16 protein-coding genes are annotated in these 16,257 nt (G+C 59.6%); 6 read left to right on the forward strand and 10 right to left on the reverse strand.

Annotated elements, in window-relative coordinates:
• Positions 1-10: 10 nt before the first annotated feature.
• Positions 11-871, forward strand: coding sequence for a squalene/phytoene synthase family protein (locus J2T60_RS04570; RefSeq protein WP_253446024.1), 861 nt, complete (start codon positions 11-13; stop codon positions 869-871).
• Between the two features lie 48 nt (positions 872-919).
• Complete coding sequence (locus J2T60_RS04575; protein ID WP_301288366.1) at positions 920-1,660, forward strand: YciK family oxidoreductase; 741 nt, start codon at positions 920-922, stop codon at positions 1,658-1,660.
• Between the two features lie 497 nt (positions 1,661-2,157).
• On the opposite strand, the gene J2T60_RS04580 is transcribed toward J2T60_RS04575, so the two are convergent.
• Together J2T60_RS04580 and J2T60_RS04585 are read right to left on the reverse strand one after the other, a co-directional pair.
• Positions 2,158-4,263: a prolyl oligopeptidase family serine peptidase gene (locus tag J2T60_RS04580; protein WP_253446030.1), complete on the reverse strand. Its 2,106-nt coding sequence runs from the start codon at positions 4,261-4,263 to the stop codon at positions 2,158-2,160.
• A gap of 58 nt (positions 4,264-4,321) precedes the next feature.
• Positions 4,322-5,038: an endonuclease III domain-containing protein gene (locus J2T60_RS04585; protein ID WP_374728467.1), complete on the reverse strand. Its 717-nt coding sequence runs from the start codon at positions 5,036-5,038 to the stop codon at positions 4,322-4,324.
• A gap of 50 nt (positions 5,039-5,088) precedes the next feature.
• On the opposite strand from J2T60_RS04585, the gene J2T60_RS04590 reads away from it, so the two are divergent.
• Complete coding sequence (locus tag J2T60_RS04590; RefSeq protein WP_253446032.1) at positions 5,089-5,721, forward strand: FkbM family methyltransferase; 633 nt, start codon at positions 5,089-5,091, stop codon at positions 5,719-5,721.
• Here the strand turns inward: J2T60_RS04590 and J2T60_RS04595 are convergent.
• The 5 genes from J2T60_RS04595 to J2T60_RS04615 all read right to left on the reverse strand — a co-directional run bounded on the left by J2T60_RS04595 (position 5,702) and on the right by J2T60_RS04615 (position 10,561).
• Positions 5,702-6,499 (reverse strand): pseudouridine synthase, encoded by a 798-nt coding sequence (locus J2T60_RS04595; RefSeq protein WP_253446035.1) that lies wholly within the window; start codon positions 6,497-6,499, stop codon positions 5,702-5,704. The two genes, J2T60_RS04590 and J2T60_RS04595, sit on opposite strands and share 20 nt — an antisense overlap.
• 46 nt (positions 6,500-6,545) lie before the next feature.
• Entirely contained in the window at positions 6,546-7,673 is a 1,128-nt protein-coding gene (gene scpB / locus J2T60_RS13450; RefSeq protein ID WP_374728468.1) for an SMC-Scp complex subunit ScpB, read from the reverse strand.
• Positions 7,633-8,640, reverse strand: coding sequence for a segregation and condensation protein A (locus tag J2T60_RS04605; protein ID WP_445376040.1), 1,008 nt, complete (start codon positions 8,638-8,640; stop codon positions 7,633-7,635). The genes scpB and J2T60_RS04605 overlap by 41 nt, the downstream gene beginning before the upstream one ends.
• 2 nt (positions 8,641-8,642) lie before the next feature.
• Positions 8,643-9,860 (reverse strand): tryptophan--tRNA ligase, encoded by a 1,218-nt coding sequence (locus tag J2T60_RS04610; RefSeq protein WP_253446038.1) that lies wholly within the window; start codon positions 9,858-9,860, stop codon positions 8,643-8,645.
• A 77-nt stretch (positions 9,861-9,937) separates the two neighbouring features.
• Complete coding sequence (locus J2T60_RS04615; protein ID WP_253446041.1) at positions 9,938-10,561, reverse strand: L-threonylcarbamoyladenylate synthase; 624 nt, start codon at positions 10,559-10,561, stop codon at positions 9,938-9,940.
• A gap of 122 nt (positions 10,562-10,683) precedes the next feature.
• On the opposite strand from J2T60_RS04615, the gene J2T60_RS04620 reads away from it, so the two are divergent.
• Genes J2T60_RS04620 through J2T60_RS04630 form a run of 3 tightly spaced genes read left to right on the forward strand, consistent with a single transcriptional unit; the run spans position 10,684 to position 12,102 of the window.
• Positions 10,684-10,983, forward strand: a complete 300-nt coding sequence (locus tag J2T60_RS04620; protein WP_253446044.1) for a YciI family protein — start codon at positions 10,684-10,686, stop codon at positions 10,981-10,983.
• A gap of 19 nt (positions 10,984-11,002) precedes the next feature.
• On the forward strand, positions 11,003-11,275 hold the full coding sequence (locus tag J2T60_RS04625; RefSeq protein ID WP_253446047.1) for a BolA family protein: 273 nt from the start codon (positions 11,003-11,005) through the stop codon (positions 11,273-11,275).
• A 29-nt stretch (positions 11,276-11,304) separates the two neighbouring features.
• Positions 11,305-12,102, forward strand: coding sequence for a peptidylprolyl isomerase (locus J2T60_RS04630; RefSeq protein ID WP_253446050.1), 798 nt, complete (start codon positions 11,305-11,307; stop codon positions 12,100-12,102).
• A 74-nt stretch (positions 12,103-12,176) separates the two neighbouring features.
• Here the strand turns inward: J2T60_RS04630 and J2T60_RS04635 are convergent, their stop codons facing one another.
• From J2T60_RS04635 to zipA, 3 genes are all read right to left on the reverse strand, one after another.
• On the reverse strand, positions 12,177-12,692 hold the full coding sequence (locus J2T60_RS04635; RefSeq protein WP_253446052.1) for a DUF1499 domain-containing protein: 516 nt from the start codon (positions 12,690-12,692) through the stop codon (positions 12,177-12,179).
• 95 nt (positions 12,693-12,787) lie between these two features.
• The gene (ligA, locus tag J2T60_RS04640) at positions 12,788-15,130 is read right to left on the reverse strand and encodes an NAD-dependent DNA ligase LigA (protein WP_253446055.1); all 2,343 of its coding nucleotides are present in this window, start codon (positions 15,128-15,130) and stop codon (positions 12,788-12,790) included.
• The gene (gene zipA / locus J2T60_RS04645; protein WP_253446058.1) at positions 15,127-16,200 is read right to left on the reverse strand and encodes a cell division protein ZipA; all 1,074 of its coding nucleotides are present in this window, start codon (positions 16,198-16,200) and stop codon (positions 15,127-15,129) included. The genes ligA and zipA overlap by 4 nt, the downstream gene beginning before the upstream one ends.
• Positions 16,201-16,257 lie beyond the last annotated feature (57 nt).

Here is a 16,257-nt window from a genome sequence, read left to right on the forward strand (position 1 = left end):
AGCCACAACCATGACAGCCATCCCTCCTGACACCATTAATGATCCCGAGCTTTCGCTCCTTCGGCCCTTCGCCCGGAATGAAGCTAGCCAAGCGGCTTTGGCCCTATATGCCCTGACGGCAGAAATCCGACATGGGATTCTGTCGGTCAACGACGAATCCCTGGCCCGGGTCAAGCTGGCCTGGTGGCGGGATGAACTGCTGCGAATGCTCAAGGGAGAGACTAACCACCCGGCCTGTGTCCGGCTCTACCAGAATTTCTCCGTGGACCGACTGGACCCGGGGGAGCTGATGGAACCGCTGGAAGGTTTGCGCTTGCAGCTGGAAGCCCCCCTATACAATGACCGGGATGAACTGCTGCTGCATGCCTGGCGCCTGGAGGGGGCACTGTCGGTGTCTGCGGCCCGGCTAGCGGGCGGGGAAAGACAATCCACCCTGGACACTGCCCGCGACTTGGGATTGAGTCGGGCATTGGCCCAAGTGGTCATTCTGTTCGATGTCGAACGACGCGGGGGGCGTTGCTGGGTGCCGGCCGATCTCTGCAATGAGCACGACACCCGGCCGGAGGCCCTCCTTCAGGGCAGCATGGATACCTCGCTTCGCGTTAAAATACTCTCGGCCGTGGCCCGGCTGGCAAAGCACTATCACCGAGGCCCGGGAACGATCCGGCGTGAATCCGGGGATGAAGCAGTGGCCCTACAGATTTCAGCCACATTGTCCGCACTGGCCATGGCCGATCTGAAACGCAGTCAGGCTCGGAGCTTCCAGCCAAAACAGGCCGGTGCCATCACCCGCCTGTTCATCAGCTGGCGGCTCGCCCGCAGCCTGGGGGCCGGCCCATCAAAGAGGCCCACGGCCACGGCCGGCCATTAACTTAACCTTTCAAGGATCAATCCGGGAGACGGAGCCATGCCCCGCAATATGCGAAATTATGAAGCCCCCGCCGACCTGCTCAAGGATCGAGTCATTCTGGTGACGGGTGCCGGAGACGGCATCGGTGCGGCGACGGCCAAGACTTTCGCCGCCCATGGGGCCACCATCATTCTTCTGGGCCGGACCGTGAAAAAACTAGAGGCCGTCTACGACGCCATTGAGGAAGCGGGCCACCCTACCCCGGCGATTTACCCCATGAATCTGCTGGGCGCCAACCTGGAGGATTATCAGGAACTGGCCGGCAAGCTGAACGAGGCCTATGGTCGTCTTGACGGACTGCTGCACAATGCCGGCATCCTGGGATCACGAACCCCCATCGACCAGCATGATGAAGAAGAATGGCAAAAGGTCATGCATGTGAATCTGACCGCGCCATTCGTGATGACCAAGGCCTGCCTGCCCCTGCTGATGGCTTCCAAAGATGCCTCCCTGGTATTCACCTCCAGCGGTGTCGGACGCAAAGGCCGAGCCTTCTGGGGGGCCTATGCCGTTTCCAAGTTCGGCACCGAGGGCCTGATGGAGACCCTGGCCGATGAGCTGGAAAACAAGAAAAACATTCGGGTCAATGCCATCAACCCGGGTGCTACTCGCACCGCCATGCGGGCGGATGCCTACCCGGCTGAAGACCCCAAGACACTGCCGGCGCCGGAAGACATCATGGGTACTTACCTCTTCCTGTTCGGCCATGAGAGCCAAGGCATTACCGGCAAGTCTTTCGACGCCCAGTAAGATAATGGCTTTCCCGGGACAATTTGCCGTTCCATAAAACATTGAGCTTTGCCGAAGCGCCGTGGAGAATTACACGGTCGACATTGCTTAAAAACATCTACCTGGGCGCCCAGAGCCCCAGGGATGGGTCCACGCGTCCCTGGACAGTTCCACCCTGTGCTCGAGCCGTGAAGCACTGAAAGCAGTTCACTCCTTCCGGCTGGCGAAATCAGAACCTCTTCGCAGGGCTCAGTTCACACAATATTGCAGCATTGTGCAATGGAAACGCTGGTCCATGTTCGACTTGGGCAGGTTCAGTACGTCGTTACTTCGCAGTACTACGGATCGTTCCAACTACAACCAGTTGAGGGTGTTGGTTTCTGTTTAAGGTCCACGGCTTGATTCGGATGTAGACAGTTTCTAATAGAGCCAGCCTAGCGATACTCAGAAAAAACTTAAACAAAAGCCAAAAAAGCCGGGCCTTAGGGGCCCGGCTTTTTTGGCCGTTAACGTTGCCTTTAACCGGCTTCTTTCTCGCTATTGAGACGATAGTGAAGATAGGTGTAAATCAGACCAGACAGATGCGCCCGCTGTTCCAGGTTGGCGGCCCCGCCATGTCCGCCTTCTATGTTTTCATAGTAAAGCACATCGTGGCCTTGCTCTTTCATCCGGGCCACCATCTTGCGGGCGTGGGCCGGATGAACCCGGTCATCCCGGGTAGAAGTGGTGAAGAAGACCTTGGGATAGTCTTCCCCTTCATGGACGTTATGGTAGGGAGAGTACTCCCGGATATAGGCCCACTCCTCGTCCACATCCGGATTGCCGTACTCCGCCATCCAGCTGGCACCGGCCAATAGCTTGTGATATCGCTGCATATCCAGCAGCGGTACCTGACAGACCACCGCATTGAACAGCTCCGGTGCCTGGGTAAATGCCGCACCCACCAGCAGACCGCCATTACTGCCACCCTGAATACCCAGTTGCTCCGGGGTAGTAATGCCCCGATCCACCAGGTCACGGCCCACTGCGATAAAATCATCGAAGGCGTGCTGGCGATTCTCTTTCAGGGCCGCCTGATGCCAACGGGGGCCGAACTCGCCACCGCCCCGGATATTGGCCAGCACATAGACACCACCCCGTTCCAGCCAGGCCTTACCCATCACGCCCGAATAGAAAGGCGTGCGGGGCACCTCAAAGCCGCCGTAGGCATTGAGCAGGGTCGGCATCCCCTTCTCGTCATCCATTTCTTCGGGATGAATCACGAAATAGGGAACACGGGTACCGTCCGCTGATTCCACCTCATGCTGACTGACGGTCAGGCCACTGCTGTCGAACTGCTCGGGTTCTGAACGGACCGAAACATGTTCGTCACTGGCCGCGTCAGCCTGATAAAGCGTGGATGGTGTCAGGAAACCGGTGTAATTGTAGAAGAAACCATCGCTCTTGTCGTCGGTGGTCACCACTGACAGCGTGCCCATGTCCGGAGCACCCAGTACCTCACTCTCCCAGCCGTCCTCGGTCTGACGAAAGCTCACAAGACGGCCAATGACATTATCCAGGACTGACACCAACACCCGGTTCTCGGTGGTAGTGACACCCGACAAGGCTTCCTGCATGTCTGGTTGATAGAGAAGCTGGAAGTCAGCCTCACCGGCTCTCACGCCCGCCATATCGGCGACCAGCAAGGCCCCTTGGGCAAACTGGCGATCATCCTTCTCCCAGTCCGACTTGAGTTCCACCAGCAGTTGGCCGTTTAGGACACCGGCCAGCGAAGCATCCTCCGGAATATCGATACGGTGGGTTTCACCATCCTCGAACAGGTAATAATGGCGGGTAAAAAAACCAATGGAGCGAATAATCATGTCGTAGGGCGTGTCGCTATCCCAGAAGCGCACTCCGTTAACGGAAACGTCAGAGGCCTCACCCTCAAAAACCAGCTCCGCCTCTTCCACCGGCGTGCCACGCTCCCAGAGCCTGACCTGACGAGGATAACCGGAATCGGTGAGACTGCCTTCTCCAAAGTCAGTACCCACAAAGACACTGTCCCGGTCACGCCAGCTGACGCTGCTTTTGGCTTCCGGTAGCACAAAGCCATCTTCCACAAAGGCCCTTTTTTCGAGATCAAACTCTCGCCGCACGGCTGCGTCAGCACCGCCACGGGAGAGGCCCACCATACAGCGGTCATAATCCGGGTAACGGCAGCTGGAACCGGCCCAGACCCAGTTCTCCTCTTCCTCTTCGGCCAGGGCATCCACGTCCAGGATAATATCCCAGTCCGGATCATCGGAACGATAGGATTCCCGACTGGTGGTGCGCCAGATTCCGCGCACGTGGGTGTTGTCCCGCCAGAAATTATATATCTCCCCCCCCATTAGGGACGGATAGGCGATTCGGTCATCCGAGGTTAGGATTGCCAGGGCTTCTTCCTGGATCGGTTCGAAGAGTGGCTGTGATTCCAGAAAGGACAACGATTCCTTGTTCTGTTTTTCAGCCCATTCCAGAGCTTGATCGCTGTCCACCTCTTCCAGCCAGAGATGGGGGTCTTGTTCCGCCATAATGGGTGACACTGCAATGGTTGTGGCTATCAAGGCCAGTGAGGAGAAAACAAAGGTCTTTCTGAACATGAATCCAACTCCCTTTGCCGGGCAAAACCCGGTAGACATGACGTGATTGGAATCCATCTCAGGCCTCACGACCGGAATTGGATTCACGGGGAAAGGCAAGATTGTAATCACAAACGGTGGCCAAGGCACAATCCCGGCAACGGGGCTTGGGGCGACAGACTTGACTGCCGTGACGAACAATCAGGGCATGGAATTCATTGAAACGCCGGACCCGGGCGCAACGGCTCTTCCGGCGCGTTACCTTCTCCACCGCTGCTCGCAGTGCCTCGTAGCCAAGCCCAACGCCAATGAGACCGAGACGTTCAAATATCCGGAAGGTATACGCATCCACCACAAAGACCGGCCTTTGAAAGGCGTACAGGAGAATATCATCGCAGGTCTCCGGCCCGACGCCTTTCACCGCCAAGAGACGCTTGCGCAATACCTGGGTGGATTGTCGTCGCAAGCGCTCGAAACCGCCACTGGATTGATACCACGTCGTGAGATGCTTAAGCCGGTCCGCCTTGATATTGAAGTACCCGGAAGGACGGATCCGTTCCGCCAAGGATTTCATGGGAAGAGCGTGGATGGCCTCTGGAGACAGGGACTTGGAGGCCTCGAGACGGGCCAGGGCTTTTTCCACATTGGTCCAGGCGGTATTTTGGGTCAGCACCGCCCCTACCATCACCACAAAGGGCTCATCCGAGCCCGGCCACCAATACTGGGGCCCATAAAATTGATACAGCCGAGCAAATACCCCTTCAAGTCGCGCCGGATCGATCCCTGCCTCACTCACTGGAAGGCCTCCACCTCGAAACTGAAATCAAGAACTGATAGCTTATCCACATGTACTTGCCCCGTTTCATCGAAACGCGGCTCAAACGACGCCGCCAAAAGCACGCAGAGGCCTTGTTTCATCAATTACCACTGGGCCCGAACGACCTGGTTATTGACGGCGGCGCCAACGTGGGGAAAATCACTGCTCTACTGGCAGGCACGGGCGCAAAAGTCCTTGCCTACGAACCCAATCCGGAGGCCTTTGTTCAACTTCAGTGTGCCTTTGAAGGTCACCCTCGCGTGGAATGCGTCCCCCAGGCCTTGTCGGATCATAATGGCAGCGAACTGCTGTACCAACACAAACGGCATAAGCCCGGCTGTCTCGATCATTCGGAAGCCGCCAGCCTGATATCCGACAAGCGCAACATCGATCCCGACCACCCAATCAAGGTGGAATGTCGCGACATACGGAATCTCATGGATTCCTTGAACACCCGTGTGCGCTTGATGAAGCTGGATGTAGAAGGTGCGGAATTCGCCATCCTGCACCGGCTAATAGATACAGGTCATATCCACCAAATTGACCAGATCTTTTGCGAGACCCATGAGCTAAAGGCACGCTCTCTGCGAAAAGAAAGAGAGCATCTCAGGAAACGCCTCAGACGCGAGGAAATCCGGCACGTTAATCTGGATTGGGGCTAGCGGGCCTTTTCCGCCGTGTCTTTTTGGCCCGGGCCGGGTTGCCGGTGGATTGGGTGGGGGCCTCGGCCAGGGGGGCCTCCGGCACCAGTTCCGCCGCATCCATCAGAGCCCGGACCGGTCCCGGCTTGAGCTCCCGCCATTTCCCCCGGGGCAGGTCCGAAGGCAGCTCCACTGGTCCGTAACGCACCCGTATCAGGCGGCTCACAGTCGCGCCCACGGCCTCAAACAAACGCCGGACCTCACGGTAACGTCCCTCCCGGAGAATCACGTGATACCAATGGTTTTGGCCGCGACCGCCACCATCGAGAATTTCCTCGAAACGGGCCGGGCCATCCTCCAGGCGCACACCGGTGGTCAGCTTCTCTACGGCCTCGGGACTCAATTCCCCACGCAGGCGAACCGCATATTCCCGCACCAGACGCCTTGAGGGATGCATCAGACGGGCCGCCAATTGACCATCGGTGGTGAGGATCATCAAGCCGGAGGTATTGAAATCCAGGCGGCCCACCGAAACCCAGCGACCCCGGTCCAGACGTGGCAGCTGGTCGAATATAGTGGGCCGGCCCTCGGGATCCTTGCGGGTGGTCATCTCCCCCACGGGCTTGTGATAGATCAGGACACGGCGCTCGGGCATCATGGCCGCGTCCAGGTGGATCACCTTGCCATCCAAGGCCAGGTGATCTCCCTCGCCGGCCTGATCACCGGGGCTGGCCACTTTGCCGTTGAGCTTGATCCGGCCCGCTTCGAGCCAGCCCTCCACTTCCCGGCGAGAGCCCATCCCGGCATTGGCCAGCAGCTTCTGGATCCGCTGACGCGGCAGAACCTCAGTCTCCGCGTCGCTCCCCGTCTTCCGATTCGCGCTCTTCTTCGACGGTTTCGGATACTTCGGACCGGGACCCTTGCGTTTCCCCGGCCGCTTCCTCGTGGCTGTCTTCTTTACTGTCTTGCGCTTCTTCTTCGCCATATGCTTCCTCGAAATCGAGGTCCTCACCGTCATCGTTATCCCCGGCAAAGGGGCTTTCCTCGAAGGGGCTGTCTTCGGCCTGGCGGCCAAGATGCCGTTCATCTACCGAATCACCCTGCTCGGCGTCATCCACAATCCCTTCGGCATCAGTATCACCATCAGCATCCGACATCGGAGCGTCCTGTGCGGGAGCATCGGAGGGCGCTTCCTCTTCCGCCTCGGACCCCTCCGGCGACTCGGATTCGACGACTTCATTGGCATCATCCCCGCCGTCGCCACCTTCAACGGCTGAACTTGCGGCCTCCTCGCCCGACTCATCCTGCCCATCCTCACCGGCACTCCCCCGAGTGGATTTCCTTGAGCCATCCTGATCATCCGGATCCAGCTCCAATTCCACATTGATGCTGTCGATATCCCGAATCTCAGCCAACGACGGTAATTCGTCCAGGCTCTTGAGACCAAAATAATCCAGAAACTCCCGGGTGGTGCCGAACATGGCCGGCCGGCCGGGCACATCCCGGTGGCCCACCACCTTGATCCAGCCCCGTTCCTGAAGGGTCCGGATAATGGAACTGGAGACGCTCACCCCGCGGACTTCCTCGATCTCGCCCCGGGTAACGGGCTGGCGATAGGCAATCAGGGCCAGCGTCTCCAACAGGGCCCGGGAATACCGACTGGGGCGCTCTTCCCAGAGCCGGGAAACCCAGGGGGCGACCTCCTGCCTCACTTCAATGCGAAAACCGCTGGCCACCTGGCGCAGGGCCAGGGCCCGGCCTTCATAATCCGATTCCAGGGCCTGCAGGATAGCTCGCAAGGTATTGCGTTCGGGACGTTCATCATCCTTGAACAAGGCCTCCAGCTCGTCCAGCTTCAGCGGGCGACCGGAGGCCAGCAAGGCCCCTTCCACAATATTCTTGATTTGCTGTTCTTCCATCATTTCCCCGCGTTCAACCGATCTGACTGTCCTGGCCATCGTCGGCCGGCTCATCGTTATCTTGCTCCCCATCCTCGGGCGGCTCGGCCTCCGGATTCTCGGCCTCTGTAATCGCTCCGCTGGCACGAACATGAATGGGGGCGTACAGCTCGGCCTGGATAATCTCTACCAGCTGTTCCTTGACCAGTTCCAGCAAGGCCATGAAGGTTACCACCACCCCCATGCGCCCCTCCTCACTGGGAAAAAGGCTGGTGAATTCCCGGAAACGGCCGCTTTCCAGGCTGCTTAGCATTTCCGACATCCGTTGCCGGACAGACAGGGATTCCCGCTGGACATGATGGTGCTGGAACATGTCCGCCCGTTTGAGCACATCCTTGAAGGCCACCATCAATTCCTTGAGGGTAACCTCTGGAACCATCTGAACCACCTTGCGGCCCACCAGCTCCCCTTCGGCCTGAAACACATCCCGCCCCATGCGCGGCATGGCATCGATATCCTCGGCCGCGGTCTTGTAACGCTCGTATTCCTGCAATCGACGGATCAACTCCGCCCGCGGATCATCACCCTCTTCTTCCTCGCTGACACTGGGCCGTGGCAGCAGCATTCGCGACTTGATCTCGGCCAGCATGGCGGCCATCACCAGATACTCGGCAGCCAGTTCAAGGCGGAGCTCCTTCATGAGCTCCACGTATTGCATGTACTGGGTCGTGATCTGGGCAATGGGGATATTGCAGATATCCAGATTCTGCCGCTTGATCAGGTAAAGCAACAGATCGAGCGGGCCCTCAAAGGCCTCCAGAAAGACCTCCAGGGCGTCCGGCGGAATGTAGAGATCCTTGGGCAGGGTGGTATAGGGCTCACCCTGTACCAGCGCGAAGGGCATCTCTTCCTGGGTTCCTTCCTCGGCAACCGGCCCGACCACCGGCTCGGCTTCCCGGCCAGCGCCCTCAAGACGGTCCTGGGAGGCTGTCTCCTCGGGCTGATCCCAAGCCGGTTCACCCTGCTTGTCTGAATCGTGCATGCTCACCGGTACTGCAACCCCATGGCTTGTCGGGTTTCATCCAGTGTTTCCCGGGCCCGGGAACGGGCGTTTTCACAACCATCCTGAATGATGCGCCGTACCCCTTCCGGATCATTCTCATAATCCTTCGCCCGTTCCTGAATGGGCTTGAGTTCGCTGCAGACTGCTTCAATCACCGGTCCCTTGCATTCCAGGCAACCGATGCCCGCTGTGGTGCAGCCCTTGTGGACCCAATCCTGAGTATCCTTGTCAGAGTACACCTTGTGAAACTCCCAGACCGGACATTTCTCCGGCGTACCGGGATCGGCCCTGCGCACCCGGGCCGGATCGGTGGGCATGGTGCGAATCTTCTTCTCCACCGACTCCAGCGGTTCCCGCAGCTCAATGGTATTGCCATAGGATTTGGACATCTTCTGCCCGTCCAGCCCCGGCATCTTGGGTGTTTCGGTCAGCAAGACCTCGGGCTCCACCAGAATCTCCCGGCCCCCGCCTTCCAGGTAACCGAACAGGCGTTCCCGGTCCCCTTTGGTGATATTCTGCTGGGCGGAGAGCATGGCCCGCGCCACTTCCAGAGACTCTTCATCCCCCTGCTCCTGCCAGCGCTTTCGCATATCACGGAACAGACGGGCATTCTTCTTGCCGGTCTTCTTCAACGCGGTCTCCGCCCGGCTTTCAAACTCCGGTTCGCGACCAAAGATGTGATTGAAGCGCCGAGCAATCTCCCGTGTGATTTCCACATGGGAAACCTGGTCCTCGCCCACCGGCACCAAGCCTGGCTTGTACATCAGAATGTCCGCGCTCTGCAGCAGCGGATACCCTAGAAAGCCGTAGGTGGACAGATCCCGTTCCTTGAGCTTTTCCTGCTGATCCTTGTAGGTGGGCACCCGCTCCAGCCAGGACAGGGGCGTGACCATGGACAACAACAGATGCAGCTCGGCGTGCTCAGGCACCCGAGACTGGATAAACAGGGTGGAGGAACCCGGATTCAGACCAGCGGACAGCCAATCAATGACCATATCCCAGGCCCGCTCCGAGATGTCGCCGCTGTCTTCATAGTGGGTAGTCAGGGCATGCCAGTCGGCGACAAAGAAAAAGCACTCAAACTCGTGCTGTAACTGCACCCAATTCTTCAATGCGCCGTGGTAATTGCCCAGATGAAGACGGCCGGTGGGCCGCATACCCGACACGATCCGGTTGTTCTGTCCGTTCGCGGAAACCAAGTCACTCGCTCCTGATGTCAGTTCTGGGAATCTCCCGCCAAGCGGGCCAGCCGGGCATTATACTGGCTTGAGGCCGCTCAGGTCTCAAAAACCGCAGGATCGCCCCGCCCGTGCCGGCGAATTCTGGGCGGCCCATCGGACAAATCCACCACCGTACTGGGCTCTAGGCCGCAGTTGCCGCCGTCGATGATCAGGTCCACATGGTGTTCCAGGCGATCCCGGATATTCTCCGGATCGCTGAGTGGCAACTCATCGTCCGGCAACAGCAGGGTGGAACTGAGAATCGGCTCACCCAGCTCCTCTAGCAGGGCCCGGACTATGGCATTGTCCGGCACCCGGATCCCGATGGTCTTTCGCTTCGGATTCTGCAGCCGCCGGGGCACCTCCCCGGTAGCCTTAAGAATGAAGGTATAGGGCCCCGGCGTGTAGGCCTTGAGCAGCCGGAAAACCACATTATCCACCCGGGCATAGGTACCGATATCCGACAGATCCCGGCAGACCAGGGTAAAGTTATGGTCCTTATCCATCTGTCGCAGCCACTGAATCCGCTCCACCGCCGGCTTGCGCTCCAGACCGCAGCCCAGGGCATAGATGGAATCCGTGGGATAGACTACCACCCCGCCGTCACGGATAATCCGCACGGCTTGCTTGATCAATCGGGGCTGGGGATCCACCGGATGGATCTGGAAAAACTGGCTCATGGCCCCTCCTGCGCTGGCAACAGAAGGGATGCTAACACGGCCCACCAGACCCTATGATAGGCTTTGCGGGCAAATAACCCCTGAGCGGCCCAAGGGCCCCGTTCCAGCAGGAGATCAACGGAATGTGGTATGTCATTATCGGCCAGGACCGGCCGGACAGCATGGACGCCAGAAAACAGGCCCGACCGGCCCACCTAGCCCGGCTTGAGGCATTGCAATCAGCGGGACGCCTGCTGGTGGCCGGCCCCTGCCCCCGGGATGATTCCCCCACACCGGGCCCCTCGGGGATCAGCGGCAGCGTGGTGATCGCCGAATTCCCGGACTTGGCCGAAGCCCGGGCCTGGGCCGAAGCCGATCCCTATCTGGCCCAGGGGGTATTTGAATCAGTAGAGGTTCGCCCCTTCATTCAGGCATTACCCTAAATCAGCAGTGACAGAACCCATGAGCAACCCGGAACGTATCGAGAAAATCAGAGCCCGACTGCAGGAGGCCCTGCAACCAGAGGCATTGGATATCCGTGACGACAGCCATCTCCATGTGGGCCATCCCGGCGCGCGTGACGGCCGCGGCCACTTCCACGTTCGCATCGTGGCCCAAGCCTTTGAAGGGCAGAGAACCCTGGCCCGACACCGTCAGGTTTACGAGGCCCTGGACTCACTGATGGAGAGCGATATCCACGCCCTTCAGATCCAGGCTCAAACACCCGATGAATAACCTTACCTTCAACACTGAACGAGGACATCATGAATAAATCCATTATCAGTATCTGTGCCCTCTCCTGCCTGCTGCTTGTAGGCTGCGAGAACGGTGAGGAGCGTCAACCGTCCAGCGAGACACTGGAAGGCGAAACCCTGGCCACGGTGGATGGCGAACGGATCCCGGAAGCCCTTTTGCATGCCTTCGCCCGACAGTTTCCCAATGTTGACCTGGACTCCATGGACAGCGATCAGCGTGAACAGCTGGCCGACCATGTCATCAATCTGCATATTCTCGCCCGGGAAGCCGAACGCCGCGGGATGGACAATGAAGCGGATGTGGTGGCGGAACTGATCCTGGAACGCCAGCAAACCCTGGCACAGGCTTTAATTGAATCAGAAGCGGTGAGCGAGGAAGCCATCCAGCAGGTCTATGAAGAACGTTATGACGAGGCCCTGGAAGTCAATGCCCGGCATATACTGGTAGAGGACGAAACTCTGGCTCAGGAAATCATCGACCGTATTCAGAATGGCGAGGATTTTGCTGAACTGGCCGAGGAATATTCCCAGGATCAGGGTGGCGTTGATGGCGGCAGCCTCGGCTGGTTCTCCCCCCAACAGATGGTGCCCCCCTTCGCCGAGGCAGTCTCCAACATGGAAGCCGGCGAACTGACCGACACGCCGGTTGAAACCAACTTTGGCTGGCATGTGATTCGCGTTGACGATACCCGGGTTGAACGCCCGCCTCTGGCAGACGTCCGAGAGGAGATCGTGGAAAACCTGCGTCAGGAAAATACACAGCGGGTGATCACCGAGTTGCGCGAGCAAGTAGACGTTGAACGTTGATCTGCAGCGTTTCCATTAAAAAAACCGGCTCCACGGAGCCGGTTTTTTTTTGCGATCAGCACCACGCCGTGGCGCTAGAGTCGCAAGCTGGAGCTGCCAATTCGCTCCTGGAATTCCTCGAGCAGGGTCTGAAGGGCATCAAAACGGTCCTGGCTGCGCTCTTTGTCCAGAGGACCGGAACGTGCCGCTACCCTCACATGAATGACGCTGCGCTGGGGAGGGAAGTAAAATTCCATCTCGTCCACCACCGAATCGGTTTCAAAGAAGAACTCCTCACCCTCCCGAAGAATGGCCCCGGTAAACTCAACCCGCAGGTAGCTACGATGACTGGACACAATACGTGCGCCGGGAAAACCCTGAATCACCGCTGCCATGGCGGTACGGCCTTCGCGTCGAGTGCCTTCATAGCGCAAATGCTCCACCCGAGACTCTTCCTGTTCTTCAGGATGACTGGACATGCAGGTGCGGTGATCGGCACAGGGAGGCAGCTGCCCTTCCCGAATACCATAGGGGGGAACCTGGGTCCCGCTACAGGCCGCCATCAGTACGGCCAGGCTGGACAACAACATGCTCAGCTGAAGCTGCTTCAAGACAGCCCTCCAGGCAATCAGACCAATTCCGAAGGTTACTCCGGCACGATCAAAATGCCAAATCCCGCGCGTCGGCCACCCGCCAACGCCATTCTTTAAGCGCTCTCCAGCAGGCGAGACAGACCCGATTCATCCAGTACCGTCACCCCCAGCTTCTCGGCCTTGTCCAGCTTGGAGCCGGCGGCCTCCCCGGCCACCAGATAATCCGTTTTGCCGGAAACACTGCTTGTCACCTTGCCACCGGCCTTCTCGATGGCCGCCTTGGCTTCCTCCCGGGTCATTTCGCTGAGGGTGCCTGTCAAGACGAAGGTTCGACCCGACAAGGGGGTCTGCTCGGTGCCACTTCGGTAGTGGCTCCGATCCTGGCGCCAGTGGATCCCCCATTCCCGCAGCAAGGCCTCAACCTGGTCCAGAAGCGGGCGCTGATCCGAAGCCATCAGAATCACTGCTGCCTTGTGCGCTTTTGCCCGATCACCCCCTTGCAAGGCCTCGGGGGCTTGCTCGGCATCTTCGGCAAAGGCCCACACTGGCCGCAAATCCGGAAAATGCTGCCCCATAAGCTCCGCCGATTTACCCTTCGCGCCTTTGAGCCCGAGAGCCTCGAGCAGCCGGGCCAACGTCAACGACTGAACCCAGTTCGGGTCAAAATCCCCTTCGTCCTTCAGCTCAATGGGCTGATCCCCGGAAAACAGGCGGCTCAGTTCCTCGGCGTTACCGGGATCGTCAAAGAAGTCACGAATCGCCCCGGCCACGCCCCATCCCACATCGGGAACGGTCAGCAACAAGGGGATGGGGGCGCGCCGAATCCGTTCCAGTTGGCCGAACGTACTCGCCAAAGTCCGGGCCAGTGTGGCACCAACCGTGGGGATCCCCAGGGCAAAGAGGAATCGCCCCAGCGTCACCCGGCGTTTCTCATCGATCTCTTCCAGCAGCTTTTCTACCGACCGTTCACCAAAGCCTTCCAGTGCCAGCAAGGCATCACGGCGCCGATGGAGGCGAAAAATGTCCGAAGGCCGGCGAACCCACTCCAGCTCGAAGAAGCGCCCCAGGCTTTTCTCCCCCAAGCCCTCGATATCCAGAGCGCCCCGGGCCACGAAATGACGCAGCGTTTCCAACTGCTGGGCTGGGCAATTCATTCGCCCGGTGCAGCGATGGACCGCCTCCCCTGCCTCGCGCACCACATCCGAGCCACACACTGGGCAGTGGGCCGGAAAAGTAATCTTCTGGGCATCCTCTGGCCGACGGTCCATCACCGCTGACACCACTTCAGGGATCACATCCCCGGCCCGCCGAACGATCACGGTATCGCCGATGCGAATGTCCTTGCGTTGAATTTCGTCCAGATTATGCAACGTAGCGTTGCTGACAGTCGCACCGCCCACGAATACGGGCGCCAGACGTGCCACCGGCGTTACCGCACCGGTACGCCCCACCTGGAACTCCACGTCCCGCAGCACGGTAGTCTTTTCCTGGGCGGGAAACTTGTGGGCAATCGCCCAGCGGGGCGCCCGGGAGAGCTGGCCCAGTTGCTGCTGCCAGTCCCTGCGTTCCACCTTGAAGACCACGCCGTCGATGTCATACGGCAGCTGCCCGCGCTTTTCCAGAATGGACTGGTAATAGGCTTGGCAGGCCTCAAGCCCTTTCAACGATTGCGCCTCCGGAGAGACCGGCAGGCCCCAGTCCGCCAGTTGCGCCAGCATCTCCGACTGGGTGGCAAAATCAGGGCCCCCGGCCTGCACCCCGATGCCGTAGCAGAATATCTCCAGGGGACGCCGACGGGCGATACGGGGATCCAGCTGGCGGATACTGCCCGCGGCCGCATTACGGGGATTCACGAAGGTTTTCTCGCCCCGCTTGCGCTGCACCTCGTTCAACTGCTTGAAGCCTTCATGGCTCATGAAGATTTCACCTCGAACCTCCAGCCGCTCGGGGTGAGCGGAACCGCTGAGCTGCACGGGCACCGAGGCAATGGTGCGGACGCTGTGGGTGACATCTTCTCCAGTGGTCCCGTCACCCCGGGTGGCGGCCCGGCGCAATTGACCCTGTTCATAGAGCAGACTGACCGCCAGACCATCCAGCTTCGGCTCGCCGTGGTAGGTTACCGGCCCTTCAATGTCGAGTCGCTCACGTAACCGTCGATCAAACCCTTCCAGGTCTGACGTCTCGAAGGCATTGTCCAGTGACAGCATGGGGACTTCGTGCCGGACGGGATGAAAGGCACTATCGGCGGCGCCGGCCACACGGCGGGTCGGGGAGTCCGGGCTTTGCAGATCCGGGAACTCGGTTTCAATGGCTTGGAGTTCGGCCATCAAGGCATCGTATTCGGCATCCGGAATTTCCGGCTCGTCCAGCACGTAATAGCGGTGATCATGATGCCGAATGGTCTCTCGCAGCTCCCGGGCTCTCTGGTCAGCGGCACGCTTCGCCTGCTGGCTCATCGTCGCAGCCCCCTCCCCCGGGCCCGGGCCTGCCGGCGCAGCCGCTCAAACTCGGTAATTTCTTCCTCCACGTAGGTCGCCCGTTGACGACTGAAGGGATTTCGGGCCTCATCACAGACCTCGCCATTCACCTCTTCGGCCACAGTCTGGGCCAGGCTGAGCATCTCGTGGAAGGTCTTTACTCCGGGCAAGGGGCCGGGCAATACCGCGAACAGGCTGATACCCCGGAAATATTCCTCGTCCATGGTTTCCAGCTCGAAATATCCCGGTTCCATCATGTTCGCCACACTCAAGAGGAGCTTGGGTTGGCCCAAAGCGTCACGCTCACTGCGATGGAAGATATTGTATTGCCCGTGGCGGGTACCGGCGGTTTCCAGCACCTGACGCAAGCGCTCACCAGCCATGCCGTCCTCATCGCGGGCCATGACATGCATGGCAATGATCTTCTGGGATTCGGGATCGAAGTTGGCCAGGGCCTCGGCGGAGGGTGCTTCATCATCCGTTTCCGCAGTCGCCGCTGGCGCTTCCTCCGGCTCGGTGTATGGCCCGGCGTCTGGCTCAGCGGGCGCTTCCCCCGGTCGGCGCGCAAAACGTTTCAGACCCGACAGGGCCGAAGCCGCCGCTTCCCGGGGACCGCCTCGGCGCCCGCCGTGTTCGACTCGGGGCAAGACCGGGTCTGTTTCTGCGGGCTCGGAATCCACCTCTTCCGAAGCCTCTTGCTCGGGAGGCGCTGTCTCATCCGAACCCGTCCCGGGCCACTCCGTTTCAGCCGCTGATGGTTCCAATTCCTCAGCGGCTTCCCCGTCGGCGGGTGGCTCCGCTTCCGGCTCAGGCTGACTGAAGGCCGACGGCCGCGCTTCAATCTCGTCCCGCTGGCCCGCGTCAGGGGCCGTCGGGTCGATACTGGGCAAGTCCTGATCCTTGAATTCCGGCCGACGTCGAGACAGCGAATTTCGACGGCTATGGGACGATTCCCCCTGCAGTCGACCACTCTGCCAGCGGCTATAGAGATAAACCGCCAGGACCAGCACGATCCCCAATACGATCAGGGCAAGCCGAAGCTCCGGCATGAATCACTCGCCTCTTCCATGTTGTCGGGTCAGAACGGGCCTGTGACGGCCCGCTCA

This window comes from Natronospira proteinivora (assembly GCF_024170465.1).
In the GTDB taxonomy this organism is placed as follows: domain Bacteria; phylum Pseudomonadota; class Gammaproteobacteria; order Natronospirales; family Natronospiraceae; genus Natronospira; species Natronospira proteinivora.

Bases quoted from the DNA above. Each gene is read 5' to 3' on its own strand.
- J2T60_RS04595 (WP_253446035.1), bottom strand. From the start codon at position 6,499: ATGGGCTCTCGCCGGGAAGTGGAGGGCTGGCTCGAAGCGGGCCGGATC.
- scpB (WP_374728468.1), bottom strand. From the start codon at position 7,673: ATGAGCCGGCCGACGATGGCCAGGACAGTCAGATCGGTTGAACGCGGG.
- J2T60_RS04590 (WP_253446032.1), top strand. From the start codon at position 5,089: ATGTACTTGCCCCGTTTCATCGAAACGCGGCTCAAACGACGCCGCCAA.
- J2T60_RS04615 (WP_253446041.1), bottom strand. From the start codon at position 10,561: ATGAGCCAGTTTTTCCAGATCCATCCGGTGGATCCCCAGCCCCGATTG.
- J2T60_RS04575 (WP_301288366.1), top strand. From the start codon at position 920: ATGCGAAATTATGAAGCCCCCGCCGACCTGCTCAAGGATCGAGTCATT.
- J2T60_RS04630 (WP_253446050.1), top strand. From the start codon at position 11,305: ATGAATAAATCCATTATCAGTATCTGTGCCCTCTCCTGCCTGCTGCTT.
- J2T60_RS04605 (WP_445376040.1), bottom strand. From the start codon at position 8,640: ATGCACGATTCAGACAAGCAGGGTGAACCGGCTTGGGATCAGCCCGAG.
- J2T60_RS04580 (WP_253446030.1), bottom strand. From the start codon at position 4,263: ATGTTCAGAAAGACCTTTGTTTTCTCCTCACTGGCCTTGATAGCCACA.
- zipA (WP_253446058.1), bottom strand. From the start codon at position 16,200: ATGCCGGAGCTTCGGCTTGCCCTGATCGTATTGGGGATCGTGCTGGTC.
- ligA (WP_253446055.1), bottom strand. From the start codon at position 15,130: ATGAGCCAGCAGGCGAAGCGTGCCGCTGACCAGAGAGCCCGGGAGCTG.
- J2T60_RS04570 (WP_253446024.1), top strand. From the start codon at position 11: ATGACAGCCATCCCTCCTGACACCATTAATGATCCCGAGCTTTCGCTC.
- J2T60_RS04625 (WP_253446047.1), top strand. From the start codon at position 11,003: ATGAGCAACCCGGAACGTATCGAGAAAATCAGAGCCCGACTGCAGGAG.
- J2T60_RS04620 (WP_253446044.1), top strand. From the start codon at position 10,684: ATGTGGTATGTCATTATCGGCCAGGACCGGCCGGACAGCATGGACGCC.